Annotated in this window: 12 protein-coding genes; 3 read left to right on the top strand and 9 right to left on the bottom strand. The window is 69.1% G+C overall.

The features are described 5' to 3' along the window. Positions 1–1,558, top strand: a 1,558-nt coding sequence (locus VLF18_RS00095; protein ID WP_325277570.1) for a choice-of-anchor J domain-containing protein, incomplete at its 5' end; no start/stop codon positions are given. 87 nt (positions 1,559–1,645) lie between these two features. Here VLF18_RS00095 and VLF18_RS00090 read toward each other — a convergent pair. After that, positions 1,646–1,972 (bottom strand): hypothetical protein, encoded by a 327-nt coding sequence (locus tag VLF18_RS00090; protein WP_325277569.1) that lies wholly within the window; start codon positions 1,970–1,972, stop codon positions 1,646–1,648. Positions 1,973–2,152: 180 nt separating this feature from the next. On the opposite strand from VLF18_RS00090, the gene creD reads away from it, so the two are divergent. Then, positions 2,153–3,472, top strand: a complete 1,320-nt coding sequence (gene creD, locus VLF18_RS00085; protein WP_325277568.1) for a cell envelope integrity protein CreD — start codon at positions 2,153–2,155, stop codon at positions 3,470–3,472. 40 nt (positions 3,473–3,512) lie between these two features. Next, positions 3,513–4,199, top strand: coding sequence for a tRNA (adenosine(37)-N6)-threonylcarbamoyltransferase complex dimerization subunit type 1 TsaB (tsaB, locus tag VLF18_RS00080; protein ID WP_325277567.1), 687 nt, complete (start codon positions 3,513–3,515; stop codon positions 4,197–4,199). A gap of 43 nt (positions 4,200–4,242) precedes the next feature. On the opposite strand, the gene mgtE is transcribed toward tsaB, so the two are convergent. From mgtE to VLF18_RS00040, 8 genes are all read right to left on the bottom strand, one after another. Continuing rightward, a complete protein-coding gene (gene mgtE / locus VLF18_RS00075; RefSeq protein ID WP_325277566.1) occupies positions 4,243–5,604 on the bottom strand; it encodes a magnesium transporter in 1,362 nt (453 codons plus the stop codon). A gap of 50 nt (positions 5,605–5,654) precedes the next feature. Continuing rightward, positions 5,655–6,821, bottom strand: a complete 1,167-nt coding sequence (locus VLF18_RS00070; RefSeq protein WP_325277565.1) for an acyltransferase — start codon at positions 6,819–6,821, stop codon at positions 5,655–5,657. A 23-nt stretch (positions 6,822–6,844) separates the two neighbouring features. Further along, entirely contained in the window at positions 6,845–8,023 is a 1,179-nt protein-coding gene (locus VLF18_RS00065) for a hypothetical protein (RefSeq protein ID WP_325277564.1), read from the bottom strand. A 1-nt stretch (position 8,024) separates the two neighbouring features. Then, on the bottom strand, positions 8,025–9,428 hold the full coding sequence (locus VLF18_RS00060; RefSeq protein WP_325277563.1) for an MBOAT family O-acyltransferase: 1,404 nt from the start codon (positions 9,426–9,428) through the stop codon (positions 8,025–8,027). A 63-nt stretch (positions 9,429–9,491) separates the two neighbouring features. Beyond that, entirely contained in the window at positions 9,492–11,684 is a 2,193-nt protein-coding gene (locus VLF18_RS00055) for a hypothetical protein (protein WP_325277562.1), read from the bottom strand. Then, positions 11,684–12,928 (bottom strand): class I SAM-dependent methyltransferase, encoded by a 1,245-nt coding sequence (locus VLF18_RS00050; protein WP_325277571.1) that lies wholly within the window; start codon positions 12,926–12,928, stop codon positions 11,684–11,686. Before VLF18_RS00050 ends, VLF18_RS00055 begins: the two co-directional genes overlap by 1 nt. 166 nt (positions 12,929–13,094) lie before the next feature. Beyond that, entirely contained in the window at positions 13,095–14,663 is a 1,569-nt protein-coding gene (locus tag VLF18_RS00045; protein WP_325277561.1) for a hypothetical protein, read from the bottom strand. Then, the coding region (locus VLF18_RS00040) for a 2OG-Fe(II) oxygenase (RefSeq protein ID WP_325277560.1) at positions 14,653–15,153 on the bottom strand (501 nt) is incomplete at its 5' end. The genes VLF18_RS00040 and VLF18_RS00045, both read right to left, overlap by 11 nt.

Genomic DNA, 15,153 nt, shown 5'->3' with positions numbered 1-15,153 from the left:
GCCGACGACTGCGCCGGCCTACAGCGTGGCGCAGGCCGCCGGCGATGCGATCCGCGATTTCGTGGCGGCGAATCCGTCCACCGCGACGATGAGCTTCGACCCGAACAAGCTCGGCGACGTGCTCGCCGATTTCAGCCTGCGCGGTCCGGTGCCGGCTGCCGGCAACGTGACGAAGCCGGACATAACAGGACCGGGCGTGCACATCTATGCCGCCGTTGCGGATCCGGCCAACTACGGCTACATGAGCGGTACGTCGATGTCTTCGCCGCATCTGGCCGGTGCCGCCGCTCTCGTTCGCGCCGCCAAGCCGACCTGGACGCCGATGGAAGTGAAGTCCGCACTGCAGCTGACCGCCAGGGTCGAGGGCTTTGACGACGACGGCACGTCGCCCTGGAATCCCGACGACGTCGGCAACGGCCGCGTCGACCTGACCCGGGCGATCAAGGCCGCGCTGACGATGAACGAGACGCACGCGAACTTCGTCGCGGCAAATCCGTCGGGCGGCACGATCGCCGCGAAGACGCTGAACCTGCCGTCGATGCGCGATGCGGCCTGCAACGGCTCGTGCGCGTTCACGCGTACGGTCAAGAGCACGGTGGCATCGGGTACGACCTGGACCGCGACCTACGTGCCGATGGTTGCCACCGGCGCGCCGGCCGTGACCATCACTCCGGCCAGCTTCACCGTAGTCGGCGGCGGCACGCAGGCGCTGACGGTCGACGTTGCCATGGGCTACGGCGCCACGGGCACGGTGCCGATGACCTTCGGCCACGTCGTGCTGACGCCGGGCGACAACACGCTGCCGGTCGAGCGCCTGACGCTGTCGGTGGCCGGTACGCGCGACGGCATCTTTGCCGACGGCTTCGACACGGCGCCGCCGAGCGTCACGGTCGGGCAGGGCTTTGACGACGTCACGGCGATCGCCGGCCTGGGCTGGCTCACGTCGAACAACAGCGAGCCGGTCGGCATGAACTCCTGGTTCCAGGGCAATGCGACCAACTTCCCGGCGCAGGCCGGTGCGGCAACGAACTCGTACATCAGTGCGAATTTCCACGGCACGAGCGGTGCCGGCACGCTGTCCGAATGGCTGGTCACGCCCAATCTCACGTTCACGAGCAACACGTCGATCAGCTTCTACACGCGTACGCCGCAGCCGAGCAGTTATGCGGACCGCCTCGAAATCCGTCTGTGCGTTTCCCCGAGCAACTGCGCCTCGATCACGCCGGACGCGACCGCCGTGGCCAACTACGGCGCCGTGCTCAAGACGATCAATCCGGGCCTGCAGGTGGGGGACGATCCGACGGGAGCCAACGGCTATCCGCAGTCGTGGACGCAGTTCACGCTGACGAACGCCAACGGAATCCCGGCGTCGGGTTCCGGGCGCATCGCGTTCCGCTACCACGTGACCGGCGGCGGTCCCGATGGAACGAACTCCAATCTCATCGGCATCGACACCGTCAGCATCACCGCGGGTTCGGTCAACGCAGTGGGTTCTCCGAACGGCGGGGCCGGCATCGCGCCGGACAGCGTGCCGGGTTCGGTGCGCGGCAAACGTTGACGGCCGCGCTTGGCTTCATTCGCGAAAAAGCCCGGGCTATCCGGGCTTTTTCCGTACGGAGCCGCGCTGCGTCGCGGCGGTTTCGTTTCAGGCTGCCGCGTTACTGCCCACGAGGGTCAGTTTCGGACGCGACGGCGGCACAGGCGTGTCGTTGAACGCCGGCGCCTCGGCATGGCCGTCGATCGGCGCGAAGTCGGTGAAGCTCTGCTCGAACCGCTCGAAGCGTGCCTCGGCCGCGCGTGCGACGCTGGCCGGAACGATGCCGGCCTGCAGCAGCTGCTGCACGAGCGCGCGCTGTTCCGGGCCGAAATCCGGATCTTTCAGGGCTTCGTCGAGTGCATTGACGAGCGCGGCGAGCCAGTGGGCGTTCGGGGCGCGCAGCGCGAGGATCATTTCCTGGGTCTTGAAGGCCATGGCGTATCCGGAGGGACGAAGCGCGTCACTGCTGTGACATCGGACACGGTCAAGCACGATTGGTGCCAGCGCCGGTGCCTGCAAAGCGCCCCGATTCGCCCTCGGGCCGCCCGCGACCGGCCGCGCCCGCGCCGCGCGCGGCGGCGGCAATAGGCGCGTCTTCCGAAACGGTCAACGGCCATGGTTTCCACCGCGCATTCCTTCACGATCAAGGTTCTCGGCATCGGCGCGCTCGCGCTCTTGATGCTCATTCCGCTGCTGCAGGTGCAGGGACTCGTCAGCGAACGCAACGGCCTGCGCGAACAGGCCGTCGCCCAGGTCGCGTCGCGCTGGGGCGAAGCGCAGACCGTCGGCGGCCCGATGCTCGCGCTGACGTATACGCAGCGCTGGAAAACCGACCAGGGCTGGGCCGAGCGCAGCGCCACGCGGCTGCAGCTGCCGGCCACGCTCGACATCGACGCGCGCCTGCGCACCGCGACGCGCGCCTACGGCATCTACGAGACGCCGGTATACACCGCAAGTCTCACGATGAAGGCGCGCTTCGAGGCCGACGATCTCGCACCGCTGCGCAGCCTCGTGCAGCAGGGCGCCGGCGGGCTCGAACTGCGGCTGCCCCTGGCCGACGTGCGCGGCCTGCGCGAAGTCCGCACTGTGCGCATCAACGGCAACGAGCATCGGTTGCAGCCCGGCACGCTGACCAGCGGCTACGCGACGGCCGTCGTCGCGATCGACGCGCAGCTGCTGCAGGCGCCGGTCGCGATCGAACTCGCGCTGGACATCGCCGGCACCGAGCGCATCCAGTTCCTGCCGTTCGGCCGCGCGAGCAGCCTCAAGCTCGGCGCGGACTGGGCCGATCCGAGTTTCACGGGCGCCTTCCTTCCGGTGCGCCACGACATCGTCGAACGGAAATTCGACGCGGCCTGGCAGGTGCTCGAACTCAATCGCGGCTATGGCCAGCAATGGGACGAAGGGGAACTCGATGCGTCGCGCGTCGCCGCGTCGGCATTCGGCGTCACGCTGTACCAGCCGGCGAGCGTCTACCAGCAGAACGAACGCGCCGGCAAATACGGCGTGCTGTTCATCGCGCTGACGTTCGTCGCGTTCTTTCTGTTCGAGGTGCTGAAGAAACTCCGCGTGCACCCGGTGCAGTACCTGCTGATCGGCGTTGCGCTGTGCACGTTCTATCTGCTGCTGCTCGCGCTGTCCGAACAGATCGGCTTCGGGCCGGCCTATGCGCTGGCGGCCGCGGCCGTCGCACTGCTGGTCGGCGGCTATGCGGCCGCCGTGCTGTCGACGCGCCGTGCGGGATTCGTGCTCGGCGGCAGCCTCGCGCTCGTCTACGGCCTGCTGTACGGCCTCGTCGTCAGCGAGCAATACTCGCTGCTGATAGGGGCTTTGACGCTGCTGGCCGTCGTCGCAGTGCTGATGTACCTGACGCGCCGCGTCGACTGGTACGGCGAAAGCCGCAGCGCGCCGGCGCCGTCCGTGCCGGCGCCGTGATCCGGCGTCCGCCGCCCCTCAACGCGATCCACGGAAGCTCATGAACCTGCTTGCCATCGAAACCTCCACCGAAGCCTGTTCGGTGGCCCTGTATCACGCCGGCGCGACGATCGCGCGCAGCGAACTCGCGCCGCGCCGTCATGCGGAACTCGTACTGCCGATGGCCGACGCGCTGCTGGCCGAAGCCGGGCTGCGCCGGCGCCAGCTCGACGCGATCGCCGTCGGCCGCGGCCCCGGCGCGTTCACCGGCGTGCGCCTCGCCGTGTCGCTCGCCCAGGGCATGGCGCTGGGTCTCGACCTGCCGGTCATTCCGGTGTCCTCGCTCGCCGCGCTCGCGTTCGACGCGCCCGACAACGGCGCGCCCGTGCTCGCGGCGATCGACGCGCGCATGGGCGAGATCTATGCGGCGAGCTATCGCCGCGACGCCCAGGGCGCACTGCGGCTGATCGCCGACGAATGCGTCTGCGCACCCGGCGCCCTGCGCCTGCCCGAGGCCGCGGCCTGGAACGTGATCGGCAGCGGCTGGAAGGTCTATCGCGACGTGCTGGCCGCGCAGACCGGCGCACCGCTGTGGTCCGACGGCGAGCGCTACCCGCAGGCGCATGCGGTCGCCGCACTCGCCGCGATCGAATTCGACGCGGGCCGCGCATTGCCGCCGGAACGGGCGCTGCCGATCTATCTGCGCGACAAGGTCGCGCTGACGCTCGTGGAGCAGCGGGCGAGATAAAACGCGGTCGGTGGCGGCTCGGCGCAACCCGGCGCAGGGTATTTCAGCGCAGCAGCAGCAGCGTCGACAGCCCGAGAAACGACGCGAAGCCGCAGCAGTCGGTGACCGTCGTCAGCAGCACGCCGCCGGCCAGCGCCGGGTCGATGCCGACGCGGCGCAGGCCGAGCGGAAGGAACACGCCGGTCAGTGCCGCGGCGAGCAGGTTCAGCACCATCGCCGCGCCGAAGGCGAGCGCGAGCCAGGCGTCGCGGTAGATCGCGAGCGCGACGCTGCCGACGGCGAGCGCCCAGAGCACGCCGTTCGCGAGCGCGACGAGCACTTCCTTGCGCAGCAGGAACATCGCGTTCGACGCGGTGACCTGGCCCAGCGCCATCGCGCGGATCATCAGCGTCTGCACCTGCGTGCCGGCGACGCCGCCCATGCTCGCGACGATCGGCATGAGCACCGCGCAGGCGACGACCTGCTTGAGCACGTTCTCGAAATTGCCGATGACCCACGACGCAAGGAACGCGGTCAGCAGGTTGATGCCGAGCCACACCGCGCGACGCCGCGTCGTGCGCGGCACCGGCGCGAACAGGTCTTCCTCTTCGTCGAGACCGGCCGCGCCGAGGGCCTGGTGCTCGGCCTGGTCGCGGATGATGTCGACGACGTCGTCGATCGTGATGTGGCCGAGCAGCACGTTGTTCTCGTCGACGACCGGCGCGCTGAGCCAGTCGTGATTCGCGAAGCGCTGGGCGACCTCGGATACGCGCGTGTCGGCGTCGATCGCCGGCTGTTCGGCGTCCATGATGCGGTTGACCGCGTCGGCCGGTTCCGCGGTCAGCAGCTGGGCCAGCGAGATGCGGCCCTGGTACTGGCGGCGGCGGCTGACGACGTAGAGATGATGCGTGCCTTCGGGCAGTTCGCCGCGCAGCCGCAGGTAGCGCAGCACGACGTCGACGCTGACGTCGGCGCGCACGGTGACGACGTCCGGGTTCATGAGGCGCCCGGCCGTGTCCTCGTCGTAGGTCAGCATCTGTTCGAGGCGTTCGCGGTTCTCGCGATCCATCGACTTCAGCACTTCGTCGATGACGGTGTCCGGCAGGTCTTCGAGCAGGTCGGCGAGGTCGTCGATGTCGAGCGACTCGGCCGCAGCGACGATTTCGTCGGGGTCCATCGCGCGCAGCAGGTCTTCGCGGACGTCCTCGCCGACATGGACGAGCACCTCGCCGTCGTCCTCGGCGTCGACGAGCCCCCAGACCGCCTGGCGCTTGGCCGACGGCAGCGATTCGAGCAGGTTGCCGATCTCCGCGGGCGACAGCGTGTTGACGAGCCGCTTGACCGGCCCGAGCCGGCCGCTGTCGAGCGCCTGTTCGAGCAGGCGCAGCTGCTTGGCGGTCTTGTCCTGTCGCGCGGTATCGGCCATGGGTCAGTCCCTTGCAATGACGCGATTGTCGCGGACCGCGCGGTCCGCGCCTACCCGGGCGCGTTCGCCGCCGCGCGCCGCTTGAAACGCAGCAGCGGTTTTTCGACGCCATGCCACGACAGCGCGCCCGCCGCGACCGCGAGCGGCAGCGCAATCAGCGTGATGCGTGTCGGCGTCGGCACGGGCAGCGCCGCGGCGACGAGCTGCTGGATCGGAAAGCCCCAGAGATAGACGCCGTAGGAATAGTCGCCGAAGCGGTTGAAGCCGAGCAGGAAGCGCGGACCGTAGGCGAACCAGAACACCGCATAGCAGAGCCCGAGTCCGTACAGCGGCAGGAACCCGTCGCTGCCGTGAGCGAGCGCGGCCGCGGCGAACGGCAGCGGCACGAGCGCGCCGTGGAACGGCACGATGTCGCGGAAGCGGTAGAACGCGCTGCCGGCGAGAAAGAACGCGCCGAGCCGCAGGAACTCGTCGATCGGCATCATCGGCAGCGGAAACGGCGCATACAGCGCCGCGGTGAGCAGCGCGGCGGCATAGACGAAGCGCTCGCGCGTGTCGAGGAGACCGAGTACGCCCAACAGCGCGAGCCAGACATAGACGCGCAACTCGACGACGAGCGTCCACAGCGAACCGTTGACCGTATTCGGCAGCGGGTTACCGGCGAACACGCCGGGCAGGGTCCACTGCATGTCGGTCGCGAAAGTTGCATTTTTCCATATGTATCGCCACGTCTCCGGCGCGACGAGATACTCCGCGCGCGGCAGCTCGGTAACGGCGGTGCCGACGACGAGCGTCGTGACGAGCAGGCAGGCGAGATACGCCGGCACGATACGCAGCGCGCGCGAGCGCAGGAAGAACGCGAGATCCGGCCGGCGCAGCCAGGCGCCCGTGACGAGAAATCCGCTGATCGCGAAGAACACCTGCACGGCGATCGTGCCCGAATAGAGCCCGTAGCCGATGCCGAGCCGCGAGATGTGGTCCATCGCTCCCCCGATGCCGCAGATCGCGTAGCTGTGTCCGTAGATCACGGCCGATGCGGCGATCAGCCGCAACAGCAGCAGGTTGTCGCCCTTGGCGGCCATGGCCTGTTCGAGCGTGCGCCAGCGCGGCTGGGCGAACGGCGCATCGGCGGGAACCGGCGCGACGGGCGACCCGCGCCATCGCTGCACGAGGGCGACGACGACGAGGCCGAGCAGCAACCAGTGGAAATCCTGCATCACTGCTCCTTGCCGAAGTCGGGTCAGTTCGTCGCGCCGCGCGCCGCAGGCGTGGAAACGAGCGCCGCGTTGCCGGCGGTTTCGCCGTACAGCGCCTCGCGCAGCTGCGGCAGGATGCGCGCCATCAGCGCGGCGCGTCCGGCGTCGTTCTGGTGGAAGAAGTCGAAGTAGTAGCCGCAGCCGCCGCCGGGTGCATCGGCGAGCGCGTCGGTCGCATCGATGACGCGGATGCGGCCTTCGTCGACGAGCGGCTGCAGCACGCTGAGCGCCCATGCGTGCAATCCCTTGGGCGAGGCCTCTTTCCACGCGCCGGTCAGCGGCATCAGCACGATCACCGGCGGCTGCTTCCAGTTCAGCGCGCGCAGGCGATTGCGAATGTTGTCGCGGGTCTGGTGCAGGAAATCGGGCAGCGGCGTCGGTCCGTTCACTGCGCTGAAATCGAGCCGCGCGGCGAGTTCGGCGCGAAGTTCGCGGCACTGGTGACGCAGGCCGTCGGCGGCAGGGCCGGTCGCTGCGTCGACCGCATCGCAGGCGGCGACGCGGTCGACGCCGAAGTCGCACATGGTGCGCGTCTCGGACGGATTGCGCAGCACGGTGTCCGCCGCGCTGAAATTCTCGTTCCACCAGCGCAGCGACTTGCGCCGGTCGCGCGGCGCGCGCACGAAGTCGCGGATGTCCTCGCGATACTGGTAGAGCGCCGAATGCGTGCCCCAGGTGCCGAGTTCGTCGAGATCGAACGGGACGTGAGCGGCAATCGTCGCATCGTCGGCGAAGCGCCGGAACGGCACGGCGATCGCCAGTTCGTAGCTGCCGTTTCCGGGAAATTTGAACGTCGTCAGGTCCGTCGCGAGGATGCCGCCGCGCAGCGGTGCGCGGTGCGCGGCGAGCCAGTCCGTCAGCACGTCAACGGTCATCCAGTGCGAGCCCGGCATGCTGAGGTTTGCGTGCACGACGCCGTGTTCCTGCGCGAGCGCCGCGAGCGCCTCGTGATCGATGCCGTAGACCGGGCGCGAGCTGCCGATCGTCACGAGATCGAGTTTCGCGAGCGCGGGATCGGTCAGCGCGCGCTTCAGCCGCAGACTCGTGCCCGCGTGGCTCTCCGGCTTGACCATCGGTTCCCAGGCGCCGAGGCGGAACAGTCCTTCGCAGGCGGCGACCAGCAGCAGCGGCGCGACGAATTTGAGGATCGTCTTGATCGTCATGTCAGAACTGGAAATAGATGAACGGCGTCGTCGCCGCGGGCGTGAACCAGATCAGCAGCAGGCCGATCGCCGCGAGCGTCGTCGCGAAGACCGGACCGCGTTCGCGCGCAAGCCATTCCTTGAAGCCCTTCCAGCCGCCGAGCAGGTGCACGGCGAGCATGGCACTCAGGAGCAGCAGCATCGGCAGATGCGCGCCTTCGTCGAACGCCGGCGCGGCGGCGCCGGCGATGTTGCCGATCAGCGTCTTCGCGTCGCCGAAGGTCTTTGCGCGGAAAAAGATCCAGGCGAAGCAGACCAGGTGAAACGTCAGCGTCCAGCGGACCGCACGCATGACGGCGTTGCCCGCGTTCCAGAACGGCAGCCGGAACAGCACGCCGCGTTCGAACGCGAGATAGCCGCCGTGGAGTCCGCCCCAGATCACGAAGTTCCAGCTGGCGCCGTGCCACAGGCCGCCGAGCAGCATCGTCAGCATGAGGTTCACATACGTGTGCAGCTCGCCCTTGCGGTTGCCGCCGAGCGAGATGTACAGGTAGTCGCGCAGCCAGCGCGACAGCGTCATGTGCCAGCGCCGCCAGAACTCCTGCACGCTGTCGGCGAAATACGGATAGTTGAAATTCTGCGGGTAGCGGAAGCCGAGCAGCAGCGCGAGGCCGATCGCGATGTCGGTATAGCCCGAGAAATCGCAGTAGATCTGGAATGCGAACGCATAGACCGCGAGCAGGCTGTCCCAGAAGCCGTGCTGTGCCGGGTTCGCGAAGATCGGATCGGCGTACAGGGCGAGATTGTCGGCGAAGACGATCTTCTTGACGAAGCCGAACGCGATCAGCACGAGCGCGCGCTGCACGTCGGCCGCGCCGACGCGCTGGTCGCCGTCGAGTTCCTTGAAGAATTCGTAGTCGCGCACGATCGGGCCGGCGGCGAGCTGCGGAAAGAACGAGACGAACAGTGCGTAGTCGAGCAGGTTGCGGCGCGGCCGGCTGACGCCGCGATAGACGTCGATCGTGTAGGAGAGGCTCTGGAACGTGTAGAACGAGATGCCGACCGGCAGCACGATGTCCATGGCCGAGAACTGCAGCGAAGTGCCGAGCGCGGCGTTCGCGACGTTCCAGTTCTCGATGAGCCAATTGGCATATTTGAAAAAGGCGAGCAGGCCGAGGTTCGTGCAGAGGCTCAGCATCAGCAGCCAGCGCGGCCGCGACACGCGCACCATGCCGAGCGCGATGCAGTAATCGAGCAGCGTGGAGTAGACGATGATGCCGAGATACATCCAGCTCCACTGGCCGTAGAAGTAGTAGCTCGCCGCGAGCAGCATGAACTTCTGCGCGGTCGGCCACGGGCGCAGGCTCTTGTTCAGCGTGAGCACGATCACGAAGAACACGACGAAGTGCAGGGAATTGAAAAGCATGCGTTGCGTGTTTCTCGGTGATGGGTGCGCTGCGCGACGGGAAGAGCGGTGGAGCCTGCCGCTTCACCCGCTGTCGTCGGCGACGAGTTCCGCGAGCAGGAAACGGTCGTTCTCGACGACGATACGCGTTCCGGCCGGCGCGGCCGTCTGCGGCGTGCAGCCGTCGATGAGTTCCGCAGCTTCGCCGGATCGCGGCTTGGGCAGCAGCAGATAGCGGATCCCGAACCGGCGCATGTACTGCGTCGCGGCGGCGAGGGAACTCACGTACTCCGGCCGCGACAGCGCGACCGACGGAAAATCCTCGAATCGCGCCGGCAGCCGCGCGGCCGCTTCGAACGGTGCGCAGCCGACGACGCGCGCGACGCCCGGCTGTACACGCAGGTATTCGGCGATTTCGTCGAGACCGGCATAGGCCACGATGCCGTGGCCGATCTTGCGCGAATCGCGCGGGCTGCGGTCGAGCACGAGATCGAACGCGCGCGTGCCCGGCGCCCAGCTTGCGCTCGCGAAGGCATAGATGCCCTGGAACGCGGCAAACCCGAGCAGGATCGCCTGCAGCAGGCGGCGCGCCGGCGCGGCGTGGCAGAGCTGGCGCCAGGCGAATGCAACGCCGAGCGTCAGGGCCGGAACCAGCGCGGCGATGAAGTAGTTACCGTCGCTGCCGCGCGTGTGATAGCGCCAGCCGGTCGCGATGACGATGCCGGCGACGATCAGACCGCCCAGCAGCAGCCGGTGCGCATCGGCTGCTGCGTCGCGCGGCACGCGGCGCGGTCGCAGCAGCACGGCGGCCAGCGGAAGCCAGAGCCAGACGTTGCCGGTCCAGCTGATTGCGATGTGTTCGAGGCGGTCCGGCCGCAGCAGCCAGTCGACGACGAGCGCCGGAACGTCGGACCAGTCCTGCGCGAACGCCCAGACCAGCGTGCCGGCCGGTTCGCGCAGTTCGAAGCCGAGCGCAAGCCAGAGCTTGAACAGCGGATCCGGGCCTATCGTCGGCAGCCCGGCGAGCAGCCACGTGCGCGCGGCGACGAACGCGGCGGCGGCGAGCGCGAGAACGAGTGCCGTCGCGGCGACGGGTCTTGACGACGGTCCGGCCGGCATCTGCGTAGGAAGGCGCCACAACGCGATCGCTGCGGTGACGGCGAGCAGGCCGAGATACGGCACGGCGACGAGCTTGCTCGATACTGCGAGCAGCGCTGCCGCGAGCGCCCACGCCAGCGCGCCGGCGTCGCGCCGGCGCACCGCGTCGCCGCCGAACAGGCAGGCGAGCATGAGCATCAGCGCACAGATGAGATCCGGCTTGGGTTCGATCGCCGGGTTGGCGATCGCCGGCAGCGTGAGGACGAGCGCCGCGAGCGGGATCTGCGCCGGCAGCGATTCCACGCCGAGACGCGCGAGCAGACGCACCACGGCCAAGGCCAGCAGCACGAGCAGCAGTATCGTCATGCCGCAGACGACGCTGGCGTCCAGTGCGCTCAGCGGCAGCAGCCAGACTTCGTACAGTTTTGGAAAATAGTGGACCGGCGAAACGAGGCCGAGCGATGCGAACGGCGAGCCGTCGGCGCTGAGCACGTACTCGGGGCGAAGGCCATACCAGAGACCGTCGAAGCTGAACGCGGTATTCGTGCGCGCGAAGAGCACGAGCACCCAGCCCGCGAGCGCGGCGAGCAGCATGCGTTCGCGCAGCGGTGCGCCGTGCGCACGCTGCAGAAGGTGAACGCTCAGCGGACGGCTGCGCGCCCAGAGCGCTGCGGGCAACAGCAGCAGCGTCAGCACGCGCAGCGCGACCGGCGTGCCGTAGCCGAACGCGCAGCTCGTCCAGGCGACGACGCTCCAGGCCGACAGGCCGAGCACGAAGCTGCGCAGATGGTCTTCACTGCGCTGCGGCAGCGGCTGACGGAATACGCGCAGCACGGCGGCGCCGAGCGCCAGCGTGATCTCGAGATATGCCACGCAGAGCAGCAGCGGCGCGTCGATCGCATGCCGGCGCGCGTAGAACGCGATCAGCAGCAGGCTCGCGAGCACGCGCCAGCGCAGCGCGGCGAAACGCTGCGCGAGCGCGAGCCCGGCAAGCAGTGCCGTCGCTTCGAGCCCGCCCTGCCAGAACGCCGGCTGCGCGATCGCCCAGTCGAACGGACCGGGCCCGACGAGCCGCCACGCCACGATGCCGCAGAGCGCGCTGGCGAGCGAGATCGCAGCATAGGCACGCCACGGCGACAGCGCGGACAGCGGCGCAGGCGTGCCGGCCGGCGCCGGCATCAGGACGGTACCCGCAGGCAGTGGGCCGGCGTCAGGTGCCGCCACACCTGCGTCGGTCCCGCGTACGCGGCCTTGCGCATGACGGCCATCGCATGCGTCGGCTTCCAGCGGCCGTCGAGCATGCCGGCCTCGTCGCAGGCGTGGATGCGGTCGATCAGCGCGAGGTCGTGCGCCGAGTCCGCGTCGAAGTGACCGCCGAAACCGCGGTCGATGAACGGATCGATGACGTTGGCGAAGCCGAGGAAGCGCTCGAAGCCGAAGCGCTCGATCAGCAGCGGCAGGATGTCCTGCGCGCGGATGCCCTCGAAGCCTTCGCCGGAGCAGTCGAAGTCGACGAATTCGTCCCACTGCTGGCCGAGCTGGCGGTGATGGCGGTAACGCGCCGGCAGCTCGGCCCAGAATTCGCGCACTGGCGCGAGCGCTTCGGGCCAGCGCAGATGGCCGTTGCGGCCGATCATGTCGGAGATCACGAAACGACCGTGCGGCGGCAGGTTCGCCGCGATCGCATCGAACAGTCCTTCGAGATTCATGACGTGATGCAGGCTCTGGTTCGCCATGACCGCGTCGTAGCGGCGCGCGGGTCGCCAGTCGTTGAAATCGCCGGCGATCGGCAGGACCTGGGCGGCGAGTCCGGATTCGCGGGCGAGCGCGGCGCCGCGTTCGAGCATGACCGGATTGATGTCGACGCATTCGAGCGTGAAGTCGGTGAAGCCGCGGGCGACGAGGATCTGCGCGACGCGGACCTCGGTATCGCAGTTGCCCGCGCCGAGGCTCACGAAACGCGCCGGCGAGACTCCCGCTTCGCGCGCGGCGGCCTGCAGCGCGTCGGCGAAGAATTCGTCCGGGTTCGCGCAGCCGAACTCTTCGAGCTTGGGGCGCAGGTAGGTGTGCGACCAATAATGGAAAATGCGCGGAAGTGCATTGATGTCGATCTGGTCCGCGAAGATCTCCTGCTCGCGGCGCAGGCGTTCGGCGTACTCGTCGGTCGGCGGTGCGGCGCCGGTTTCCGCCGCTGCCGGCTCGGCGGGAGAACGCTCGTCGGGCGCCGGCTCGACCGGCGCGGACGCTGCCTGGTCGACCGTGGCGTCCGCGTCGGCGGCCGCGGCGTCGATCGCGTGCACGGGGGCCGGAGCGCCGCGCGCGAGGCGTCGCAGCGGCGCTTTCAGCGCTTCGGGCAGATGGCGCGCGAGCGGTGCGAGACGCGCGTCGAGCCAGATCAGTGAGCGAGATAACGTCTCTTTCACAATCAAGGGGATAGCGACAGGGGTCGGTCAGTGTAGCATCGGCCGCGCCGCGCCCGGCAGCACGACGACGAACGCGCGCGCGCGATGCCCGGGATCTTTGCCGCACTCTGCAGAATCGACGTTCGTTGCCAACGTCGCATTGCGCGCGTCTGCGCGGCGCGTCACGCTATCGAGCGCGGTTCCGCGCGTTCGTCAGCGTGCAGAGCTGCGGACGTACGAGATCGCCGGTCAGCAGATTGCCGGCGATGCCTTCGCACGTGGCGCGATCGACGGCGACACCGTGCCGCTGCAGGGCTTCGCCGAGCGCAGCGTCGTCGAGCCGCGCCGCGAGCAGCAGCAGCGGTCCGCGATGCGCGGCGATGCGCTCGCGCACGGCCCGGTCGAGCGCCCATTCCGGCAGCGGCGGCCCGACGACATTGCCGAGAATCCGTACGAAACGCGTGCCCGCCGGAAACGACGGCGCGAGAAACGCGAGCGGTTCCCGGTCGCCGAATACGACGAGCGCGCCGCTCCGGTTCGCGAGCGGCGGCAGTTGTACCGTGACAAAGCTGTCCGCGTACGCGTCGAGGCGTCCCCAGCGCGGCGCGCGCGTCGCGAGGCCGACGATGACGAGCACGCTGCACGCGACGACGATGCCGCTGCGCCGCGGCACGCTGAGCAGGGCGGCGGCGAGCAGCACGGGCGCGAGCATTTCGAGGACGACCAGATAGCGGTAGTAGCCAAACAGCGCGAGCCACAGCAGATAGGCGAGCGCGCAGGCGGCCAGCGTCGTATCGAGCGCGTCGGGCTTTGCGAGCCGTGCGCGCGCGGGCCGGAGCCACAGCGGCAGCGCGAGTGCCGCGAGGAACAGCAGCGGTACGCGCAGGTCGAGGAACCACAGCTCGGACACGCGGCGCGGCTCGTCGGCCCAGACCAACGGGTAGAACAGCCATTCGGTCGCCGAGCGCGGCAGCCAGCGTGTGTCGCGGAATTCCATCGGCGGCGCGAACTCGCCGCCGAACAACGTGCCGAACTGCGGGAACAGCGGATTGCCGAAGTCGCGCCACAGTTGCCACATCCAGTGGCCGTCGACGGCGAGAAACAGCAATGCGGCGGCGCCGGTCAGGGCCAGGCCGTGACGCATCGCGCCGCCGCGCCGCAGGAACAGCGCGCATGCGGCAAGTGCGATCCCCGCGGCGATCGGCGCGGCGGTGAGCTTCAGTCCGACCGCGACGCCGAGCAGCGCGCCGGCTGCCGCGCTGCGGCGCCGGGTCGGCTCGCCGGTCACGAGCAGCGCGAGCGCGGTCAGCAGCGGCAGGCTCACGAGCGTGTCGCCGAACGTCGCGCCGAGTTCGCCGCGCTGCGTCGCACCGGTCGCGCCGACGAAGGCGGCGAGCAGCGCGAGGCCGGCGTGGCCGGGCAGCAGGCGTCTGGCGATGCGGTGGAGCGGCAGCAGGTTCAGGCCCTGTACGACCCCGAGTACGAAGGTGCCGATTGCGGGTTTCAGCGACGACAGCAGCAGGTACAGGAGCGCCGGCAGTACCGGATTGAACCAGCTCTGCGCCTGCGCCGCGGCCAGGTCGAGGTGACCGCGTCCTTCGAGCCAGGCCCAGCCCGCGTACCAGTGGTAGTTGCGCAGGTCCCAGTTGTTGCTTTGTCCGAGCCCGAGCGCGGCCAGGCCGAACGCGAGTACGCCGGCGGCGAGCAGCAGACGCGCGGCGCGAGTGACGCCGGTGCCGGCCGGTTCAGCGTGCACGCCGCGCGAGCAGGCGATGCGCGAAATAGCGCAGGCGGCCTATCAGGCCGCGATTGAGCGCCGCGCGCAGCTGCTCGGCGCGCTCGTTGGCTTCGGCGATGTCGCGATAGAGGCGCTGGTTGTGCTGGTCGCGCCGCGCGAGCAGGTTCCTGAGTTCGCCGACGTCCTCGTCGCTGAGCACATGGCCGGCGCGGAAGCGTTCGGGCAGCGGGCGCTCGACGTAGATCGTCGAATGCGTCGGCGCGAGTTCCTCGGCCGGCCGGTCGGTCGTATAGAAGTACAAGGCGATAGAACGCCGCGTCACGTCGCCGCGCTCGGCCGGCACTGCGATGCGTTCGAAGCCATGCCAGCTCCACTCGGTGGTCTCGAACACGACGGCGCGGTTGAACAGCGGCGCGATGCGCGTCACGCGGTCCCCGGGCGAACGCGGGTCCGAATGCAGTTCGAGCAGGCCGCCCCAGGCGTCGTGCCATTCGGGATTGAGATAGAC

This window comes from Tahibacter sp., from assembly GCF_035481375.1.
Lineage (GTDB): Bacteria > Pseudomonadota > Gammaproteobacteria > Xanthomonadales > Rhodanobacteraceae > Tahibacter.
The sequence above is the reverse complement of the archived record's forward strand: the minus strand, read 5'-3'. Positions and strand labels throughout refer to the sequence as shown.

What these genes read in the sequence shown, in the direction of transcription:
- VLF18_RS00090 (WP_325277569.1), bottom strand. Translation starts at nt 1,972, where the DNA reads ATGGCCTTCAAGACCCAGGAAATGATCCTCGCGCTGCGCGCCCCGAAC.
- creD (WP_325277568.1), top strand. Translation starts at nt 2,153, where the DNA reads ATGGTTTCCACCGCGCATTCCTTCACGATCAAGGTTCTCGGCATCGGC.
- tsaB (WP_325277567.1), top strand. Translation starts at nt 3,513, where the DNA reads ATGAACCTGCTTGCCATCGAAACCTCCACCGAAGCCTGTTCGGTGGCC.
- mgtE (WP_325277566.1), bottom strand. Translation starts at nt 5,604, where the DNA reads ATGGCCGATACCGCGCGACAGGACAAGACCGCCAAGCAGCTGCGCCTG.
- VLF18_RS00070 (WP_325277565.1), bottom strand. Translation starts at nt 6,821, where the DNA reads ATGCAGGATTTCCACTGGTTGCTGCTCGGCCTCGTCGTCGTCGCCCTC.
- VLF18_RS00065 (WP_325277564.1), bottom strand. Translation starts at nt 8,023, where the DNA reads ATGACGATCAAGACGATCCTCAAATTCGTCGCGCCGCTGCTGCTGGTC.
- VLF18_RS00060 (WP_325277563.1), bottom strand. Translation starts at nt 9,428, where the DNA reads ATGCTTTTCAATTCCCTGCACTTCGTCGTGTTCTTCGTGATCGTGCTC.
- VLF18_RS00055 (WP_325277562.1), bottom strand. Translation starts at nt 11,684, where the DNA reads ATGCCGGCGCCGGCCGGCACGCCTGCGCCGCTGTCCGCGCTGTCGCCG.